This is a genomic window from Flavobacterium sp. FlaQc-48 (genome assembly GCF_044007335.1).
Classification (GTDB): Bacteria; Bacteroidota; Bacteroidia; order Flavobacteriales; family Flavobacteriaceae; genus Flavobacterium.
In genome coordinates this window covers 41,274-60,797 of record NZ_JBIPCR010000001.1, presented here as the reverse complement: position 1 = coordinate 60,797, position 19,524 = coordinate 41,274, and the positions used below count along the sequence as shown (strand labels likewise).

Below are 19,524 nucleotides of genomic sequence, written 5' to 3'. Positions count from 1 at the left end.
AAAGTTTTTTTAAAGTTTCTTTCTAAGTTCCTTCAAAGCCCTGTAAATTAAGGTCCTGCAAGATTCAAGGCTAATTTCTAAACTGGAAGAAATTTCTTCATAAGACTGATCTTCACTAAACCGAAGCTGTAAAGCGTAACGTTGTTTTTTAGATAATGAAGTAAGGGCTAAAGCTAAATTAGCATGTTTGGTAAAAATAGTCTCACTATCAATCAGATCATCTTCTGTTGATCCGGTTTTATAGTTATGATCTGAAACCGCATCAAGGCGAACTATTTTAGTCTGGGATTTTAGTTTTTTGAAAATATCATTCTGAAGCGCCCTGAACAAGTACGATTTTATGATTACTTCTGCTGCAATGGTTTTGCGATAGCGGTGTAATTCTACAAAAATATCATGGATGGCGTCCTGCACCAAAGCGTCATCATTTGTATACTGCATTCCAAAACTAAAAAGCACATCTGCATAACGATCATATAATGTATGATAAGCTTCAGCATCTCCTTTCTTAATTTGATTCCACAGAATGATATCGCTTTTTTTATTTTCCATTTTGAAAACAAAACCCACTATAAAAGGTGTTTTATGCAAATCTAAATAATTTCCGTATCTGTCAATTTATTTTTAAAAATTATTTCAATCTTTATCCATATTTGCAGAATATCAAAAAAATATGCCCTTGTTTTAACAATTATAGCAATAATCAGAGGTTTAATTTTTAATTCTACCACTTTTAACAACAATCATCTTTCTAAAAATCTAAGCCTGAAATATTCCCGGTTTTTTTTGTACTAATTGCCTAACAAAAAAAAATGATAAATCGCCAGACGTTCATTTCTTATATCAATCTTATGTTTTTTTAATGTAAATTCTAATGTTTGCCCCCTTATAAACACAGCCTTTTTGAATATAAAACTTTGTATTTCTTATCGTACAAAACCCGATACGATAATTAACATTTCGTTCCTTCTATTTTTTTGTGATTTTTTTCTGAGAGGTTATACTTTTAGTTACTTTTATAGCAACAAATCTGATCACGAAGCAATGATTATAAAGAAAAAGGATACCTGGTTTAAAATGCTCTTTGAATGGAAAAGCTCCGTTTTACCACAACTTCTTCCCAGACTTTTGTTATTGCTGCTGTTTTCCTTTTCAGTTGTATATTTTAGACCTTATTTAATTGAATATAATTTACATATAAATCCCGCTATTTTTACACTCTTTGGGATAGCACTTGCCATATTTCTTGGTTTTAGAAACAGCGTGAGTTATGATCGTTTCTGGGAAGGCAGAAAACTTTGGGGAGCATTACTCAATGATACCAGATCTCTTGCCAGACAAAGTATTACCCTTATTAATGATCCCGCATACGAAACCAAACGTGAAAACTTTATTAATTTATTGATTGCATTTGTATACAGCCTCAAACACCAGCTTAGGGAAACGAATCCCGATACCGATTTAAAGCGATTACTGCCGGAAGAATTAGTGGCGCAACTCAAAGAAGTACATTTTAAACCTGTAATCCTGTTAAGGGAGTTAGGAATTTGGGTAAAAAATGTAAAAGCCGAAAACAAAATAGACAGTGTTACACAACTGGCTTTTGAAGAAAACCTGAATAAACTCTCGGATATTGTGGGCGGATGCGAAAGAATCGCCAGCACTCCTATTCCGTATACCTATAGTGTATTGTTGCACCGTACGGTTTATATTTACTGTTTTTTATTGTCTTTTGGTTTTGTAGAAACAATGGGTTGGGTTACGCCTTTTATAATTGTGTTTATAGCCTATACTTTTGTCGCACTCGAAGCCATTGCCGATGAACTTGAAAATCCTTTTGGGTTACAGCCCAACGATCTGGCCTTGGATACAATGTCGCAAATAATAGAAAATACACTGTTAGAATTAAACGGTAAGAAAATAACGCCCGTACAAAATGCGACTACCTATCGCATTACTTAATTTATCCTATTAAACATTCCTATTATATCCGGTTATGAATAAAGTATTATTAGTTGAAGATGATCCAAGAGTTGCTTCGTTTATTACGAGAGGACTTGAGGAACATCTATATGAAGTCAAAACGATTACCAAAGGTTTTGAAGCTATAAAAGAAGTAATGGAAAACGAGTATAACATTATTATTCTCGACATCATGCTTCCGGATATTACCGGATTTGAAGTTTGCGAAGTTCTAAGAAGCCGAAAAATAATCGTTCCGATACTTATTTTAAGTGCACTCGATACACCACAGGAAAAAGTAAAAGGTTTACAAGCCGGAGCCGACGATTATCTCGCCAAGCCTTTTTTGTTTGAAGAATTACTGGCCAGAATAAATGCCCAGCTGCGTCGTGCCGAATTCAGTACGGGAATTTTAGATTTCCAGTCCTATGCGGGAGTCGAAATTAATATGAAAGAACAAAGTGCTACAAGAGATGGCAAAGAGCTGAACCTGTCTTCGAGAGAACTAAAGCTTTTAATCTTTTTTATGAAAAACCGTGAGAAAGCCTTATCCCGAATTGCAATTGCGCAGGCGGTCTGGAATATTGATTTTGATACGACATCAAATACAGTTGACGTCTATATTAATTATTTGCGCAATAAAATAGACAAGAACTTCCCTACTCCACTCATCCATACTATAAAAGGAACCGGATATATGCTCAAACAAAAGAGTTATGAACCTTAAAAATAAGTTAGCGATTAATTCTACTTTGCTTTTTGCTTTTATAGTAGGATTACTGATGGCGGGATCTTTTCTATTGTTTAGGAGCCACATGAAGGATCTTTATTTTGATAATCTGGAAGATCATGCGATGACCACCGCGCTTTTTTATTTTGAAAAAGACGAAATAAAAGAGCTCAACAGCGAGCGCTATAAACAAATTGAACTTCAGTACAAACGAATCAACAATGAATCAATTCGGGTTTATGATGCTAAAACAAATAAACTTTATGTCAGGGACAATATCGATTTTGATTTAAGTGATAAAGACCTAAAAACGATTACAAAAGAAAAGCTGTTAACCTTTACAAGAGACGGCAGACAGTTTGTAGGCTTATTTTATAAAGACAATCAGGGTGATTTTATCATTGTCGTTTCGGGGATTGACCGTACCGGGAATCGACAACTTGAAATTCTTGGTTTTATGTTTATCCTGTTTTATCTGGCAGGGATTCCTTTAAACTACCTTCTGGGAACATTTTTGGCGAAACAAACTTTTCGTCCTTTTACAGAAGTTATTGCAAAAGTAAATACCATAACAACCGAAAATCTGCATTCCCGGTTAGATGTTCCGCAGACCAGTGACAAAGACGAAATTAAAGAACTGGTAACCACCTTTAATTATCTTCTGGAAAGATTGGAAAGCGGTATCATGATTCAGAATAACTTTTTGAAGAATGCCTCGCACGAATTAAAAACACCCCTTACCATTATTATTGGTGATATTGATGTATCGTTGCAGCAACCCAGAACGAACCAGCAATATGAAGAAATATTAAAATCGCTCCGCAAAGATACTTTACACCTTAAAGCGACTCTCGAAGGCCTTTTGGTTTTATCCGGACTCGAACTTTCAGAGCCTCAACAAATGGAAAAGGTCAGAATCGATGAGATATTATGGAATGTGCTCGAAAAGAAAGCAATTGAGTATCCGGAAGCTAAAGTTTCATTCAATTTAAATGCCATTGCAGATCAGGAAGATTTACTTTGTGTTCAGGCTAATAAACACATGCTTTTTATTGCCTTGTATAATATTCTGGATAACGCCATAAAATTTTCATCTTCTGCGCCAGTTACCATTTTTGCACTTTCAAACGAAAATAAACTCATCATCAAAATTGTAGATCAGGGTCCCGGAATTTCAGAAGATGATCAGAAATCTATTTTCGATCTCTTTTTCAGAAGCGATCATACACGCCATATCCAGGGACAAGGACTGGGACTTTTTATCACTACACAAATTCTCAAACTTCATGATATTAATTTAATAGTCGATTCTGAATTAGGGAAAGGCACTTCGTTTTCTTTGGTGTTTCCCTAAAGTAACCGCCATCATCATTGTCGAACGAGGCTAACGTTTTGTTATGTACCTATGGCACGCTAACAAATTTTAATTCAAAGTACTATCAACATTTAACAACCAAGGATACAATCATATCTCAATAAATATTCTTTTACAAATTACACTCAACGCCCTGAATAATCCTCTTTTTACATTAAAATAGTAATCCTTAAGGTTATCAGTTTTTGCAATCGGTAACATTTGCTTAACACTCTAATCTTTTTCTAATCTACTTTAAATACAACTTTAATCTACTTATTTTTAGCTTTTTACACAAGTAGTTGATTTTAAAGCGCTAAAAGGTTTTTACAAAAATAACACGTTGGTAATTTTAAGTTAACAATACATCGTTTTATCATTTTAAGTTAACAAAAGCGTTAAATCTGATCGAAACAAACAGAGTTTCTTTGTCAAATAAAAACTAAAAACAACATGACAAAACTAAAACTCTTTTTTTCGGCATTCATGCTTCTTGTTATGGGGAACATTTTTGCTCAAATTACAACCTCATCTTTATCTGCAAAGGTTAATGATGGTACAAACCCTCTTACCGGAGCTGAGGTTACCTTAACACATTTACCTACCAACTCCGTTTACAGAGCTGTAACGGATAAACAAGGTCGATTTAGTTTCGAAAATTTAAATGCCGGTGGTCCTTACGAATTAGAAATTAAAAGTGCAGGCACCAAAGATTACTCCAACACACAAATAAATTTAACATTGGGTGATAACGATTTACCTACTATTGTAGTTGGCAAAGCAGATGACAATGTATTAGAAGAAGTTGTGATTACAAATTCTAAACCTTCTTCTAAAAATAACGGAACAAGTATTAATGAGAAAAAAATTAATGGTTTACCGTTAATCAACAGAGGAATTCAGGATGTTACCAAACTGGTTCCGCAAAGTTCAAACAACTCTTTTGCCGGTACCAACTTTAGATACAACAACGTTACTATAGATGGTTCTATCAATAATGATGCGATTGGTTTCAGCCCTTCCTTAGGCGGACAATCCGGAACTTCAGGTATGCCTGGAAGCAGCACACGTTCTAACTCAATCAGTTTAGATGCAATACAGGATATTCAGGTTTACATTGCTCCCTATGATATTAAATTAGGAAATTTTTTAGGAGGAAGTGTAAATGCCGTTACCCGCAGCGGTACAAATGAAGTGACCGGATCGATTTACAGTTATGGCAGAAGTGCTGCTATCACGGGTCCTAATAATGCAGGTGATGGTTCTAAAATGCCAAAATCTTTTGGGGATTATCAAATTGGTTTCAGATTAGGTTTGCCCATTATAAAAGATAAATTATTCTTCTTTACGAATATGGAATATGCAGAAAGAACAGATCCTTTGTTCTACAATGCCGGACAAACCAATTCAGACGGAAAATTAACATCATTGGTTGATAACGCTACAGCAGAACAAATTACAAATTTCGTAAAAACAAACTACGGATTTGATCCGGGAAGTTATGGCGCTTACAACAACTTTGCAAAAAGCCAAAAATTCTTCAACAAATTAGACTGGAAAATTAACGACAAACACTCTCTTTCCTTAAGAAACAATACTGTAATTTCTCAGGCTTCGAACTTAGAGCGCGATGCGGCAAATTTCAGGTTTTCAAGTATGGATTTTACGCAAAAAAACCAATCCGTTAGTACGGTTTTAGAATTAAAGAGCCATTTCAACAGTCAGTGGTCGAACTCCTTCATTGCAAGTTATTCGGCTATTAAAGATTACCGGGATCCAAAATCAGCTAATACCATGTTTCCTCAGACAGAAATTGGTTATAACGGGGGAACTATTTTCTTAGGAAATGATCGTGAAGCTACTGTTTTTAATATGAAACAAAACACAGCTGAGATCACAGACAACCTTACGTATAAAACAGGAAACCATACTTTATTGTTTGGTACACACAACGAATTCTACGATATCAATTACGGATTTGTAAATGCGCTTAACGGAAGGGTTTCATACAAATCCCTGGCAGATTTCTACAATAAACTGCCTACTCGTGTTCGTGGAACGTATCCTTTTGATGGCTCAACAAGAGATCAGATTTTTAATGATCCATACGCTAAATTCAAAATAAACCTATATAGTTTTTATGTACAGGATGAGATTAGAATTGGCAATAAATTAAAAGTGACTCCTGGTGTGAGAGTTGATTATACTGACTTGCCAACCAAGCCAAATTTAAGTTCACAAGTACAAAATTCTCCAGCTGATCCTAATTATGGCACAACGTATAGTTATACGCCATTAAACCAAATAAAAAACAACTTTTTTAGTACAGCATTAGTTTCTCCAAGAGTAGGGTTTACGTATAATGTAGACGAAGATAAAACATTTGTAATTAGAGGGGGATCCGGAGTATTTACAGGAAGAATTCCGTTTGCATGGTTAGGGTATGCTTACTATAATGATGGTGTAGGTTACGGAAGTTACGATAAAAACAACCTTACTCCTGCCCAGGTTGCAGCTGCCGGAGATCCATTAGCAACTAACGGATTAAACGGATATCATGATGCAACCCCAAAAGTACAGGCCGATTTAATTGATAATAAATTCAAAATGCCGGCTGTTTTAAGAAACTCTCTTGCTTTTGATAAAATCATCGATGGCTATAAATTTACAACTGAAGGTATTTATACAAAAGTAATTCGTGATCTTGAATTTCAACAAGTAAATAAGACAGATAACCCTACTTATTTCTCTTATGACACCAATCACCAAATGCCAATTTACGCCGCTAATATCAACTCGGCTTTCTCAAATGCTTATTTGCTTTCAAATACAAACAAAGGATACCGTTACAGTATTACAGAGATGATCTCAAAAACGTATGATTTTGGTCTTAACTTTATGGTGGCCTATACATATGGAGATTCAAGAGACGTTACAAACGGAATTCGTAACTCGATGGAAAGTAACTTCCAGATGAACCAGTCCCTGACTCCTAATGATCCTCAATTGGCGACTTCTAACTTTAATATCAAGCACAGAATTGTTTCTAATGTAGGATATGCAGTAAAAGTAGCTGATAACAATACTTTATCTGCTAATGTGTATTTTAATGCACAATCAGGAAATCCGTTTTCATGGGGATTTGTAAACTCAACGATTGCAGGAACAGGACAAGCAGCAGGATTGGCTTATATTTTTAAAGATGCAACAGAAGCAGCAAAATATATTGGAGTAAATTCAGCCGGGGTTCCATCTGCTACAGCAGCACAACAAGTGGCAGATTACGAAGCTTTTATTAATGGAAATGATTATCTAAAAAGCAGAAGAGGAACATTCACGCAAAGAAACGGTGATACTACACCATGGAACATTCAGGCAGATTTGAAATTAATGGATGAAATCAAAGTTTCAAAAGTAGGAACATTCCAGATTTCATTTAGTATGGCCAATATCGGAAACCTTATCAATAAAGATTGGGGAAGAAGTTATTTTGTTCCAAATACATACAATTCGACGGCAAATCTTGGGTTAACAAAATCAGGAAACATTGGAGGAGTTGCTACTGGCGACCCAACCTATACCTTCCAGAAACCTGCGTCAACACCATATACTATAGATCAATTAGCCTCAAGATTCCAGGGACAGCTTGGTGTTAGGTATTCGTTCTAAAGACTGTGTTTTATTTTTTTATTTGTTCCCCAGTTTCAAACCTTATGAAACTGGGGAACTTCTTTTTATACAAGCTCGTATTAAATTCCATTTTTTTATATTACATAATAAAAGGAACCTCTAATTCCTCTTTTAGAAAACTTTCTATTTTATAATCGGCTAAACTTACATTTACATCCTGATTTCCATTGGTAAAGGCCACAACCTTCATCCCCGCCTTTTTTGCAGCCAGCATTCCTGAATAAGAATCCTCAATCACAATACAATTTTCAGGATGGATACCCAGCTTTTTTGATGTCATTACGTAAATAGCAGGATCAGGTTTACCCAATTCGACAAATTCCGCCGAAAATATACTGTCAAAGTACTCTGCTATACCCGCTTTTTTCAAAACTACCGGTATTATTTTATAAGGCGAGTTTGTGGCTAAACCAATTTTAAAACCATTTGATTTCAGCTTTTTTATAAAGGATTCAATGCCGCTTATTTCACTTCCCACCTGCTCTATTAACTCCATTACTCTTGATACGACCATTTCTTCAGCCTCTTCCATGCTTTTGCCTTCCCAGGGAAACTTTTCATACCAAAACTTCGTTACCTCTGTGGTGGTCATTGTTTTGGTCAAATTAGTGAATTCTGAATCCAGAATGACACCAAGTGATGAAAAAACTTCAAATTCAGCCCTTTGCCAAAAATGTTCTGAATCAATTATTACACCGTCCATGTCAAAAATAACTGCTTTCATAAAGTACTTTAATTCGGGGTTACTGTATTGAGTGAGTTGCAAAACTAAATATTTAACTTTTAGTATTCACCCATTCAACAGATACAATTACAGCTATTTTTAAGGGCACTTATTATTGTAATATCGATGGCAAAATATAATCCTGTACTATTTTATCAGCCTGAGCATGTCCGTAAGGTTTGTTGTACGCTTTTGAAGTAATGATCACAACAATTGGAAGTTCTTTGAAAACCACAAATTGATTGCCTCCATTTCCTGCACAATAAAAGGCTTCATAATTCTTGTCCTCAAAAGCAAAAGTTTTATTCCAAAACAAATAACCGTAAAATTGATTGTCTCTTTCCGGAATCTGAATTTGTTTTGTGAAAGTTTTACCTACCCAATCCGTAACCACTATTTGTTTTCCGTTCCAGATACCGTTGTTTTTATACAATTGCGCGTATTTTGCGTATTCCAGCGAAGTCATTGCTAAACTTCCGGCAGTGTTAGCAACTTTTTGTGGAGTGTATTGCCATTGATATTGTGTGATATTTAAAGGTTTAAAGAGTTTTTCGGCTGCATATTTCTCTAATCCTCCCGGAACAGATTTATCCATAATATCGCCTAATACTACAACTCCAGCCGTAAAATAATCCCACTGGCCTCCGTTGACTTTTTTCTTATCCATAGGTAAATCCAGGGCAAATTTAACCCAGTTAGCTGTTGGATACATATTATCTTCATTTCCGGCTGAATCACCATCCCTATCAGATCCGTCAAAGGCTGAACTCATAGTAAGCAGATCTTTTATTTTTACACTGTCTTTTTTGACTTCATAATGGGCAAATTGCTTTAAATCATAAAACTTGCTTAAGGTCTCATTTTCACTTTTAATATAGCCATCCTGTATCGCCATTCCCATCAGCGTCGAAGCAAATGATTTTCCTGCAGAACGTGTATCATGTAACGTTTTTCTATCAGCATCATTAAAATATTCTTCAAGCATTAATTGGCCTTCACGAATTACCACTACACTTGTAATTTCTTTTAAATCATAATTGCCAATAGCCGTATTAAGCTGTTCTATTTTCTTTTTATCAAAAGGCAAAGCCGAAATTTCCCAGCCACTATCGGGTTGTATTTTTTGGACCCCAATTTCTTTTGCTGTTAATTGAGGTTTTTTAATAATCAATTGCACCTGACCTGCGGCAATTAGATTTCCTGTTTTAACTTCACTTTTTTCATCTAATTTAATATACGGTCTGATTTCTATTTTAAGTTGATGTTTGCCTTCAGTCAATACTTTTTCTCCTCCATTATTTTTAAACCGGTCCCACATATACATAGCCCACCAGTCTTCTCCTTTTGAGCTGGTAAGCGGCACCCTGAAAGTAATGGAAGTATTTTTATTACCGCCCGATCCGAAATTACATTCAAAATGAATATTTTCTTTATAAATCAATTGATGGTCAACATAAAAAGAGAACTGAAGATTTCCTAATTTCAAAAGTTTTTCTGCCGATACATCCGGAGCCAATTGATGCAGATAATTAGCAACGGAATTATCCATAAAAACCCTGATATTTAAATCTGATTTGTATTTTAACTCAAATGATTGCAACATATCCGAGCTTTTATATTGCGCTAACGGAATATTTCCATTCATGAAAGTTACTTTGCCGTTATGTGATTTTTGAAGATCACTGGTAACAGCATCGGTCTGGTACAAATTATTATTTTGAGCATTTACAGCAGGGCATACAAGTAAGATAACTAACAATAGAATTCGATTCATGATTTGATTGATTGATTGATTGATTGATTGATTGATTTAAAGAGACAAAATTAAGCCCTCTGAAATTGTAAAACTTGTACAGAATTAACATCTGCGTTATTTAAGGAAAAGGATTTTTTTATGCTCAGAAGGATTTATACCGTTGATTTCTTTAAAGCAACGATTGAAATGACTTTGATCTGAAAACCCGCATTGATACGCTATTTCCGTAAAAGACTGATTTTTTGACGCTATTAAAGAAAGTGCTTTTTCTACCTTTAATTTCCGAATATACTCCCCAAGATTACAATCAAAATATTTCGAAAAATCACGTGAAAGATGTATCGGATGAATATCCAGTATTTGTGATAGATACTCTAATGTTAACGTATCGGCAAATTGTTCATGGAGAATTTCATCAATCAGGTTAACCCATTTTGGTTTTTTAGGCAAAATACCCGGATTATTATTCGTTAACTTAGATAATATCTCTAATAATAAAGTTTGTGCAGACAGATCAGAATTGTTATCATCAACTTTAGAAGCCCTGAAAATCTTATACATCAGGAGTTTAATATCCGGATTACCAATTTTTGTACTGCCTTCTAAACTGTCGCTATTTAAATCCAGATGATCAAACCATTGTTGCTCTACTTCAAGATGAAAACCTCTTGTAAATCCATCCGGTTTAATGTTATAATGTGCTTCCTGCCAGTTATGAAACAATAAACTTCCGGGAGTGCAATTGTAAACTTCTTTTTTATTTCCCTCAATCACATTTCCCTCAAGAATAAAAGTAAAATAAGCATGTTCATGATAATGCCAGTCTACTTTAGGATGTGTATAAACAGTATCTGTCAAGGTAATGCCATCAAAACAAATCGTTTTGTTTGTTTCACCGTAAAACTCTCCTTTTTGTGAATGCTTCATACGTATTTGGATAGGATTTTACAACAACAACAAAAGATTCGTTTGTTTTTTGAAAATCAATAGGATAAATATAAAATGATTTTCTCCAAATTACAAAAGAATCAGCCAATTCATTTTCTTTCCCAAAAAACACCTCAATCAATAAGAATATACTCAAAAATTGAATGATACTATTCGTTATATAAGATCTATTTTATAAATTTACATACCACATAAATAAAGCCATTTATCCTTACAAGCCTGCAAGAATCTGTTCTACATTTTTTTGACTTATTTTTTATTTTGACCGAATAACTAAACCTTCTTATTTTATAAAAAATGCATTTCAATCCATCTGACTGTGAAAATTGACTTCATGACAGGAAAAAACGATTCTGTAACATCTTTTTAATTTTATAATCAATAGAAATATACTTTTAAGACGGATTAAAAAAACAACCTAACCAGGCAAAACTCCCCAAAAAATGCTTGAAAAGAAAACGATACTGATTGGATGCGATGATACTATGGTACTAACCAAAGTATTAAATATCTTGTCTACAATATCAGATTTCAGCTTTTCGACAGTGTCAGTCTCAAGAGCAATTGATTTAAACCATACCGCAAAATCCTTAAATCCTGATCTCATTATATTATGTTTCAAAAGAAACCAGCCTGTAATAAATGATCCTGATTTTAATTCCAATAAAAGGGATATTCCTATTTTGTGTTTAACCAGAAGTTATGAATGCGAATCTTTGTGCTGGTCAAAAAACTGTATTGTTTTTACATTTCCCTACAACCATATCGATAATACCGATTTTCTGATTTACAGAATTCAATCCATCATTCTTCTAAAAAAAACAGAACCCAAAAACAAACCAACATCATCATTTGCAGAGGCCGCATTTCAAAAAAGGGATACTGATACCAATCGCGAACTAAGCCATTATGTTATGGAACTGGATCAGAAGGTTGAAGTATTGCGCAAAGTCAAGGAACGCATTTCTTACCTTTACCCAAACGTAGACAACTCTACCCGCATCGAATTAATGTCTATTGTAAACTCTATTAAAAATGTTGCAAATGACACTAAACTCTGGGATGATTTTAAAATTTATTTTGAGCAGTCGAATCCTGATTTTCTACTGACGCTTGCCAAAAAACATCCATCGTTAAGTTCTAAAGATTTAAAATATTGCTGCTACATAAAGATGAATATGAGCAACAATGACATTACAAATCTCCTTGGAATCAATCAGGAAAGCGTACGAACTCACAAGTACCGCTTAAAAAAGAAACTAACCCTTGAAAAAGAGCAGGACATCATCTCCTACTTAAGAACTGTTTCTTAAACGTAGCTTTTATTTCTTTTTGTATTTATTACAACTGCAATCTTGTCTTCCCGAAATTTTTTCCCGCTTCAACGGATTAAAATCCGTTATTATAAAATAAATCATTCCTACGGAATTCACAATGAGAGTTCCATAGGAACAGATTGATAGTGTAGGGACGTTTTTTTAATCCTTCCACTATAAAAAAATAGACAAAATAAATTTTGTCTACAAAAAAAACGTTTGTCTATACTTTGTCTATAAAAAGAATAACAAACTTTAAAATCTGTATACGAAAAGTATATTGTAAATTTTTCGTACAAATCTAATTATCAGGTACTTTTACACGTAGACAAGAGATCGTCTATTTCATTACCTTTCAAATAATTTCACTTAAGAATTAAATTACCATGATTAATTCATCACTTAAATTTACGAGTAAATTACTCAATCAGTTTTTAAAAAACCGATTGTCTATAACAGAGGACAGAACTGCTGTAAATTATATTGTAGATGTTAACGGATCGTTTCCAAAAGTGAATTTAAATAAAGTCGTATTATCCGTTATCAATATTGAGAAAGAAACCAACCAGCCTTTTTATATCCGGAACCAAAAATTAGAAAACGGAAATTACTCCAATTTTAATCCCACAGAAAGATATAATATCGATTTACTGATCAGTTGTAATTTTGATGATTACAGCGAATCATTGTTGTTTCTCGATGCCGTGATTCATTTTTTTCAGGTGAATAACTATCTCGATGCCGCTTCCTCCTCTTCTATTCCTAATGGTCTCAGCCGACTTGAATTTGAATATGAGAAAATTTCGTACCATCAGATGCACAGCTTATGGACCGCAATGGGAGCTAAATACCAACCTTCTATCATGTACAAAATGAAACTGATTAAAGTTCAGTCTCATGAAACAATAGAAATTATTCCGGCCATAAAAAACACCAATAATACGATAGGGCTATGATACAGAGTAATTTCATAAAGGTATTTGGTATTATGGCTTATCATAGTTTTTTTGATAACAACAAATGCAATTGCCTGCACTTTACTCCAAACCCTACAACCGATATAACATTACGCAAATTTGGTTTTAAAATGAATCCTTTTTCCAATGGTTTCGAATTGTTTTCTAATAACAATTCATCGCTATCGGACTTACTGGACTATATTACAAAAACAATGCAACAGGATTATTTTGAATTTGACATCACTTCAGGTAATCCCAACTTCATGCTCTTTACAGCCTTACCCATTAACTGGCTCGGAGAAATTAACTATTCAAGCCGGGATCCTAAAAATGAAATCCGTACCGATTCAATTTTACTGAACCCAACTTTAGAAACAAAATTAATCTCCCCCTTTTTTGGTCACGTAAAAATATACTTCGATGATCTTAAAAAAACTCAAAACAACGCTGAATCCTTACTTTTCCATATAAATTTTACTGCAAGGGCAACGCAATGGCAATACTATTTCATCAATAAAAATGAGGTACAGTTAACCAATCCTCTTATCATGGAAAAAGGATCCGTACAATTCGACGGACCAAAAAAAGTCACACTTCAAACAGGAGAACAAGCCTTGCTTTTTACCTCAGGCAATACCAATATTTTGTTAAGTGAAAAACCTAAATATAAATTTGATTTAGTAAATCAAAACACGCCAAACGATTCGTCACAAATCAATTCAAGGGGCAAAGTGATCCTAAAAGGCTTGCCGGTACCTGATGTCTCCCGAATTGGTATCGTCGGGAACAGTCAGACCAGCCAAGTGACATCACCTATGTATATCTATCTATAAAAAACTATTTAAAATGAACACTAAAACTAAAAATCAATGAATTTATCTACCATCCAAACTCCTGGTGTTTACATTCAAGAATTAAATGCTTTTCCCAATTCAGTTGTAGCAGTGGCTACAGCGGTACCAGCATTTATTGGGTACACACCTCAGGCCATGTACGAAGGGAAATCGTATACGAATGTGCCTGTGAGAATCACATCATTTGCTGATTTTCAAGCCTTTTTCTGTTTGCCGGATCCTCCTGCTCCTGCGAGTCCTGCAAAACAATACAGCCCGGAATACTATCTGGTACAACAAAAAAGCCAGCCTCAAAAGGGTGATTATATGCAAATCACTGGTGCTTATTATTCTATAGTTCCCGATCCAAACACCGTTTATTATTTGTACAACAGCGTCAGGCTTTTTTACGAAAATGGCGGAGGCGATGCTTATATCGTTTCAGTTGGAACTTATGGCCCGGCATCACAAAAACCGGGAACTCCGGGTATTCCGGTTGTCAACCCCAATGTGCAGTTAAACGATTTATCCGGCGGTCTTGCCTTATTATTAAATGAGCAGGAACCTACCATGTACATTTGTCCCGAAGCCACTTTGTTAAGTGTCGAAAATAATGGTACACTCATGCAGGAAATGCTGTTGCAGTCTACAAAAATGCAAACTGCAATGTGTTTGTTTGATATTATTGGAGGCGACGATCCGGACCCGATTTTGTATACGCAGGACATCGCAAATTTCAGAATGAACACGGGTTCTGTGGGCTTAAATTACGGAATGGCTTATTATCCTTTTATAGGAACAACCATCATGCAAAATACAGACATTGACTATACCAATTTGTTTGGTGGAGATCTAAAACAACTCGAAGCAATCCTGAATCCTCCAAGTGCACCAAATCCTGCGGTTGCCACCATTCTGGCCAATGCACAGGCACCAAACAGCACGTTGACCGTTACGCAAAACAACAATGCATTGATAATTGCGAGTCAAACCTATTCGCAGATTATAAAACATGTATTGAGCGATGCTAATATTCTGCCTCCAAGTGGTGCTATGGCCGGAGTTATTACAACAACTGATAATGCCGTTGGCCCGTGGGAAGCACCTGCAAACACGTCTATTGTTGGAGCAGCTTCATTGCCTATTTCAATTTCCGAAAGTCAGCAAGCCAACCTAAACGTTGATGCTGTTTCGGGTAAATCAGTTAATGCCATCAGAATATTTAACGGATTGGGAATTTTAATCTGGGGGTCAAGAACCTTAGACGGAAATAGCCAGGACTGGAAATATATTCCGGTAAGAAGAACCATGATTTTTCTGGAACAATCCTGTAAACTGGCGGCTCAGGCGTATGTTTTTCAACCCAATGACAAAAACACCTGGGAAGCTGTCATTTCTATGATCAGCAGTTTCCTTAACTCGATCTGGAAACAGGGCGGTTTGCAAGGCGCAAGTGCATCTGATGCTTATTCAGTTGCCTGCGGATTAGGTTCTACCATGACGGCAGATGATATTTTGAATGGTTTTATGAATGTTACCGTAAAAGTAGCTGTTGTTCATCCGGCTGAATTTATCGTTCTGACCTTCCAACAGCAAATGGCAACCTCCAGTTAATCAAATAAACAATCTCGTAAATTTTTAATTTTAAAATAAAACAATATGGCAACAGATGACGGAAGCGCACAAGGCGCAACATGGCCCATGCCTAAGTTCAGGTTTGAAGTAGACCTGGGAACAGAATTGACAAAAGTAGCTTTTCAGGAAGTTACCGGAATGGATGTCGAAAATCAAATTATAGAATATCGTAAAAGTAACAGCCCTCTTTTCTCCGTAGAAAAAATGCCTGGTATTACCAAATACGGAAATATTACTATGAAGCGAGGCATTTTTGTAAATGACAATACGTTTTGGGACTGGCATCAGCAGGTCGTAATGAATACGATTAAAAGAAGAACTGTCCTCATAAAACTATTAGACGAAAAAGGCGGCGTAACCATGCAATGGACTTTAAATAATGCCTGGCCCACTAAAATCACGAGCACCGATTTAAAATCGGATGGAAATGAAGTGGCCGTAGACACTATCGAAATTGCACACGAACAACTCATCATCAAAAACGGTGGATAGTACAGATTATCCGGTAAGCTTTTATTTTACGCTTTCATTTTCGGGCGTAGATGCTGCTTTTAAGGAAGTATCAGGAATATCAAAAGAGTTAAGTATAGAAGAAATTGTTTGTGGAGGCGAAAACAGGTTTAAGTACCGCCTCCCAACAGTTTCCAACAGCCAGAATTTAGTGCTTAAAAGAGCCATTGTGCCTGCAGGATCTCAATTGGTAAGTTGGTGTGCCAACTGCATCGACCAGGGATTATCAAATGCCATTCAGACCCACAATGTTATTCTGAGTTTGCTTAACGCAAGTGGTATTGTGTGCATGCAATGGACTTTTAACAATGCCTATCCCGTAAAATATGCTGTTTCTGATTTAAACTCTCAGGAAAGCGGCATTGCGATAGAAACGATTGAACTCGCTTATACCTATTTTGATATTTCATCAAACACCAAATTTGATAAACTTTTTACTTCATAATTATGCCAATAGAAATAAGAGAATTAATTATCAAAACAGAAATCGTAAGCACCAATACGAAAAATTCGGCTGTAGCCAAAGAAAAAGAAATATCCCTTTTAAGGAAACAACTTTTAGAAGAATGCAAAAGGTTAATTGCCGAAAAAAATCAGGAGAATAGCTATAAACGTTAAAAAGAAACATCATGGCAAGTTTAGAATTAATGAAAATAACAGGATACACAGACGAGGATTTTCAAAATAAATTCTCCGGAAGCCCTTATACTTTCATGATTAATCCTGATAATATTAAAGTACAAAAAAGCATTGAATACAACGAGCAGCAGGCTCCCGCAACAAGCTCTGCCTCGCAAAAATATAAAAGTAGCCCCAGCGACAAATTAAGTTTCGACATTGTAATAGACTGTACCGGTGTTGTAGATTCAACCCGTACCGATATGGCAACAGAAATTACGGCACTGGAAACCATTATTTATACCTATAACGGTAAAATCCACCGTCCTAATTTTGTAAAAGTGCAATGGGGTCAAAATATTAGCTTTAACGGGGTTCTGGATGCCATCGATGTTTCCTATACCCTTTTTAAACCCGACGGAAGTCCTCTAAGGGCAAAAGTATCGTTGTCTTTTAGCCAATATGTTTCTCCAGAGACCGTAACAATGACAGATGCGCCGGAATCACCGGACCTTACACATATTGTTACCGTTACTCAGGGAATGTCCCTTCCTCAGTTATGCGAAAAAGTATGGAATGATGACTCACTCTATATTCAGGTCGCGGGATTCAACAAACTCAATAAATTCAGAAACCTGAATGGCATTGATAAATTAATTTTTCCACCCGTAAATCCATCTAATTCATGAGTGCCTCAACTGAAATAACAAGTGGCGGAACCGCTACATTCACGATAAAAATCAACGGTAGTACAATACCGGATGAGCTCAGTGTCCTTTCTGTACATATCGAAAAAAAGGTTAACCGGATCCCAACCGCAAAAATTGTAATTCTGGACGGAGAAGCCAATACCGGTACCTTTCCGGCAAGCTCTTCTGCTACTTTTGTTCCCGGTGCCGAAGTTAGTATCGAAGCCGGTTATGACAGTAAAAATGCAGTGATTTTCTCCGGTGTCATTATGAGCCAGTCCATTCGCATTGACAGTTTAATAGGATCAGCTTTAGAAATTGAATGTCGTGATAAAGCCATAAAAATGATTGTAGGCAGAAAAAGCCTCACTTACTCTAATAAAAAAGACAGCGACATTATTTCGTCTATTATAGGAACTTATGGATTAAGTTCAGATGTAACGGCGACCACTACTACCTGGCCGGAACAAGTACAATATTATGTTACAGACTGGGATTATATCCTGGCGCTTGCAGAAACAAACGGACTAATTGTAACCACGATAAACGGAACAGTTGCCGTAAATGCGCCTGACAAAAGCACTACTTCTGTACTTACGGTAACTTATGGTGATAACCTTCTTGGATTTAATGCAAAACTTAATGCTGTTACACAATTAGGCAGCGTAACCGCTAATGCCTGGGATTTTAAAACCCAGGCAGTTGTAAACGGTCAGGCAACGCCAAATGTAGACGGAGCCGGAAATTTAACTTCAAAAAAACTTTCTGCCGTTGTCGGGCTTTCTACTTTTCAGCTGCAGACTTCAACACCTTTAGAAACGGCTGATCTAACCAACTGGTCTAAAGCCCAGATTATTAAAAGTGAATATTCTAAAATTACAGGAACAGCCAAATTTCAGGGTACCAGTTTAGTCGATCCCGGAAAATACATGACTTTTAAAGGTGTTGGTGACCGCTTTAACGGTGATTACCTAATTGCCGGGGTTACTCACGATTTATCACAGGGAAACTGGATTTCTGAAGTCAATCTGGGGCTTTCGCCACTCTGGTTCACAGAAGAACCGGATGTGATGTCGCCTCCTGCCTCCGGTCTTATTCCGGGTGTACAGGGACTTTTTAACGCTACGGTAAAAAAGATGAACGATGATCCCGATTCCCAATACAGGGTTTTAGTCGATGTACCGTTATTCGATACCAATGGCGCAGGAATCTGGGCCAGACTTTCTAATTTTTATTCAACCAGCGGAGCCGGCGCCTTTTTTATGCCCGAAGTTGGAGATGAAGTAATTCTTGGCTTTTTGAACGAAGATCCGCGTTATCCCGTGATTTTGGGTAGCCTGTATAGCGCAACAAAAATAAAACCCTTTACAGGTTTGGATCCAAATGAAAAAAATTCAATCAAAGCAATTGTTTCCAAATCGGGAATCTCAGTACAATTTGACGACGAAAACAAAATCTGGACTGTTGCAACTCCCAACAAAAACACGATCATCATCAGCGATAAAGACAAGCAGATTACCATTAAAGATGAAAATCAAAATAGTATTGTAATGTCAAATAGCGGTATCGATATGTCAAGCCAGAAAAGCATCAACATATCGGCACAGGAAAATGTCACCATCAAAGGAACACAAGGCATTACTATTCAGTCAAGCGGCGGTGATGTGGCCACAAAAGGAATGAACATAAAAGAATCTGCCGATATGCAATACAGCGCCCAAGGCGGACAAATGGCACAAGTATCCGGAGGAATGGAATTAACGCTGAAAGGCGCAATGGTGATGATTAATTAGGTTCAGA

17 protein-coding genes are annotated in these 19,524 nt (G+C 36.0%); 13 read left to right on the top strand and 4 right to left on the bottom strand.

What is annotated here, in order from left to right:
- Positions 1–9 precede the first annotated feature (9 nt).
- Positions 10–552: an RNA polymerase sigma factor gene (locus tag ACHRWY_RS00240; RefSeq protein ID WP_395351363.1), complete on the bottom strand. Its 543-nt coding sequence runs from the start codon at positions 550–552 to the stop codon at positions 10–12.
- 492 nt (positions 553–1,044) lie between these two features.
- On the opposite strand from ACHRWY_RS00240, the gene ACHRWY_RS00235 reads away from it, so the two are divergent.
- From ACHRWY_RS00235 to ACHRWY_RS00220, 4 genes are all read left to right on the top strand, one after another.
- Entirely contained in the window at positions 1,045–1,962 is a 918-nt protein-coding gene (locus tag ACHRWY_RS00235; RefSeq protein ID WP_395351362.1) for a bestrophin family protein, read from the top strand.
- A 34-nt stretch (positions 1,963–1,996) separates the two neighbouring features.
- On the top strand, positions 1,997–2,689 hold the full coding sequence (locus ACHRWY_RS00230; protein ID WP_395351360.1) for a response regulator transcription factor: 693 nt from the start codon (positions 1,997–1,999) through the stop codon (positions 2,687–2,689).
- Positions 2,679–4,046, top strand: a complete 1,368-nt coding sequence (locus tag ACHRWY_RS00225; RefSeq protein ID WP_395351358.1) for an ATP-binding protein — start codon at positions 2,679–2,681, stop codon at positions 4,044–4,046. The genes ACHRWY_RS00230 and ACHRWY_RS00225 overlap by 11 nt, the downstream gene beginning before the upstream one ends.
- A gap of 453 nt (positions 4,047–4,499) precedes the next feature.
- On the top strand, positions 4,500–7,715 hold the full coding sequence (locus tag ACHRWY_RS00220; RefSeq protein ID WP_395351356.1) for a TonB-dependent receptor domain-containing protein: 3,216 nt from the start codon (positions 4,500–4,502) through the stop codon (positions 7,713–7,715).
- A 100-nt stretch (positions 7,716–7,815) separates the two neighbouring features.
- Here ACHRWY_RS00220 and hxpB read toward each other — a convergent pair whose 3' ends face one another.
- The 3 genes from hxpB to ACHRWY_RS00205 form a co-directional block, all read right to left on the bottom strand.
- The gene (gene hxpB / locus ACHRWY_RS00215) at positions 7,816–8,460 is read right to left on the bottom strand and encodes a hexitol phosphatase HxpB (protein ID WP_395351354.1); all 645 of its coding nucleotides are present in this window, start codon (positions 8,458–8,460) and stop codon (positions 7,816–7,818) included.
- A gap of 112 nt (positions 8,461–8,572) precedes the next feature.
- Entirely contained in the window at positions 8,573–10,234 is a 1,662-nt protein-coding gene (locus ACHRWY_RS00210; RefSeq protein ID WP_395351352.1) for a serine hydrolase domain-containing protein, read from the bottom strand.
- A 96-nt stretch (positions 10,235–10,330) separates the two neighbouring features.
- Entirely contained in the window at positions 10,331–11,143 is an 813-nt protein-coding gene (locus tag ACHRWY_RS00205; RefSeq protein WP_395351350.1) for a helix-turn-helix domain-containing protein, read from the bottom strand.
- A gap of 464 nt (positions 11,144–11,607) precedes the next feature.
- On the opposite strand from ACHRWY_RS00205, the gene ACHRWY_RS00200 reads away from it, so the two are divergent.
- The 9 genes from ACHRWY_RS00200 (at position 11,608) to vgrG (ending at position 19,517) form a co-directional block, all read left to right on the top strand.
- On the top strand, positions 11,608–12,477 hold the full coding sequence (locus ACHRWY_RS00200; protein ID WP_395351348.1) for a helix-turn-helix transcriptional regulator: 870 nt from the start codon (positions 11,608–11,610) through the stop codon (positions 12,475–12,477).
- Between the two features lie 389 nt (positions 12,478–12,866).
- Positions 12,867–13,436 (top strand): DUF4255 domain-containing protein, encoded by a 570-nt coding sequence (locus ACHRWY_RS00195; RefSeq protein WP_395351346.1) that lies wholly within the window; start codon positions 12,867–12,869, stop codon positions 13,434–13,436.
- A complete protein-coding gene (locus tag ACHRWY_RS00190; protein WP_395351344.1) occupies positions 13,433–14,272 on the top strand; it encodes a hypothetical protein in 840 nt (279 codons plus the stop codon). The genes ACHRWY_RS00195 and ACHRWY_RS00190 overlap by 4 nt, the downstream gene beginning before the upstream one ends.
- A gap of 36 nt (positions 14,273–14,308) precedes the next feature.
- A complete protein-coding gene (locus tag ACHRWY_RS00185; RefSeq protein ID WP_395351342.1) occupies positions 14,309–15,886 on the top strand; it encodes a phage tail sheath family protein in 1,578 nt (525 codons plus the stop codon).
- 45 nt (positions 15,887–15,931) lie between these two features.
- Positions 15,932–16,399, top strand: coding sequence for a phage tail protein (locus tag ACHRWY_RS00180; RefSeq protein ID WP_395351340.1), 468 nt, complete (start codon positions 15,932–15,934; stop codon positions 16,397–16,399).
- The gene (locus tag ACHRWY_RS00175) at positions 16,362–16,862 is read left to right on the top strand and encodes a phage tail protein (protein WP_395351338.1); all 501 of its coding nucleotides are present in this window, start codon (positions 16,362–16,364) and stop codon (positions 16,860–16,862) included. The genes ACHRWY_RS00180 and ACHRWY_RS00175 overlap by 38 nt, the downstream gene beginning before the upstream one ends.
- A 2-nt stretch (positions 16,863–16,864) precedes the next feature.
- A complete protein-coding gene (locus ACHRWY_RS00170; protein WP_395351336.1) occupies positions 16,865–17,035 on the top strand; it encodes a DUF5908 family protein in 171 nt (56 codons plus the stop codon).
- Positions 17,036–17,046: 11 nt separating this feature from the next.
- A complete protein-coding gene (locus ACHRWY_RS00165) occupies positions 17,047–17,724 on the top strand; it encodes a hypothetical protein (protein WP_395351333.1) in 678 nt (225 codons plus the stop codon).
- On the top strand, positions 17,721–19,517 hold the full coding sequence (gene vgrG / locus ACHRWY_RS00160) for a type VI secretion system tip protein VgrG (protein ID WP_395351330.1): 1,797 nt from the start codon (positions 17,721–17,723) through the stop codon (positions 19,515–19,517). The genes ACHRWY_RS00165 and vgrG overlap by 4 nt, the downstream gene beginning before the upstream one ends.
- The last annotated feature ends 7 nt before the right edge of the window (positions 19,518–19,524 follow it).

Excerpts from the sequence above, each read along its gene's own strand:
- ACHRWY_RS00170 (WP_395351336.1), top strand. The coding sequence starts at position 16,865 with ATGCCAATAGAAATAAGAGAATTAATTATCAAAACAGAAATCGTAAGC.
- ACHRWY_RS00165 (WP_395351333.1), top strand. The coding sequence starts at position 17,047 with ATGGCAAGTTTAGAATTAATGAAAATAACAGGATACACAGACGAGGAT.
- ACHRWY_RS00220 (WP_395351356.1), top strand. The coding sequence starts at position 4,500 with ATGACAAAACTAAAACTCTTTTTTTCGGCATTCATGCTTCTTGTTATG.
- ACHRWY_RS00190 (WP_395351344.1), top strand. The coding sequence starts at position 13,433 with ATGATACAGAGTAATTTCATAAAGGTATTTGGTATTATGGCTTATCAT.
- ACHRWY_RS00210 (WP_395351352.1), bottom strand. The coding sequence starts at position 10,234 with ATGAATCGAATTCTATTGTTAGTTATCTTACTTGTATGCCCTGCTGTA.
- hxpB (WP_395351354.1), bottom strand. The coding sequence starts at position 8,460 with ATGAAAGCAGTTATTTTTGACATGGACGGTGTAATAATTGATTCAGAA.
- vgrG (WP_395351330.1), top strand. The coding sequence starts at position 17,721 with ATGAGTGCCTCAACTGAAATAACAAGTGGCGGAACCGCTACATTCACG.
- ACHRWY_RS00180 (WP_395351340.1), top strand. The coding sequence starts at position 15,932 with ATGGCAACAGATGACGGAAGCGCACAAGGCGCAACATGGCCCATGCCT.
- ACHRWY_RS00185 (WP_395351342.1), top strand. The coding sequence starts at position 14,309 with ATGAATTTATCTACCATCCAAACTCCTGGTGTTTACATTCAAGAATTA.
- ACHRWY_RS00235 (WP_395351362.1), top strand. The coding sequence starts at position 1,045 with ATGATTATAAAGAAAAAGGATACCTGGTTTAAAATGCTCTTTGAATGG.
- ACHRWY_RS00205 (WP_395351350.1), bottom strand. The coding sequence starts at position 11,143 with ATGAAGCATTCACAAAAAGGAGAGTTTTACGGTGAAACAAACAAAACG.
- ACHRWY_RS00195 (WP_395351346.1), top strand. The coding sequence starts at position 12,867 with ATGATTAATTCATCACTTAAATTTACGAGTAAATTACTCAATCAGTTT.
- ACHRWY_RS00240 (WP_395351363.1), bottom strand. The coding sequence starts at position 552 with ATGGAAAATAAAAAAAGCGATATCATTCTGTGGAATCAAATTAAGAAA.
- ACHRWY_RS00200 (WP_395351348.1), top strand. The coding sequence starts at position 11,608 with ATGCTTGAAAAGAAAACGATACTGATTGGATGCGATGATACTATGGTA.
- ACHRWY_RS00225 (WP_395351358.1), top strand. The coding sequence starts at position 2,679 with ATGAACCTTAAAAATAAGTTAGCGATTAATTCTACTTTGCTTTTTGCT.
- ACHRWY_RS00230 (WP_395351360.1), top strand. The coding sequence starts at position 1,997 with ATGAATAAAGTATTATTAGTTGAAGATGATCCAAGAGTTGCTTCGTTT.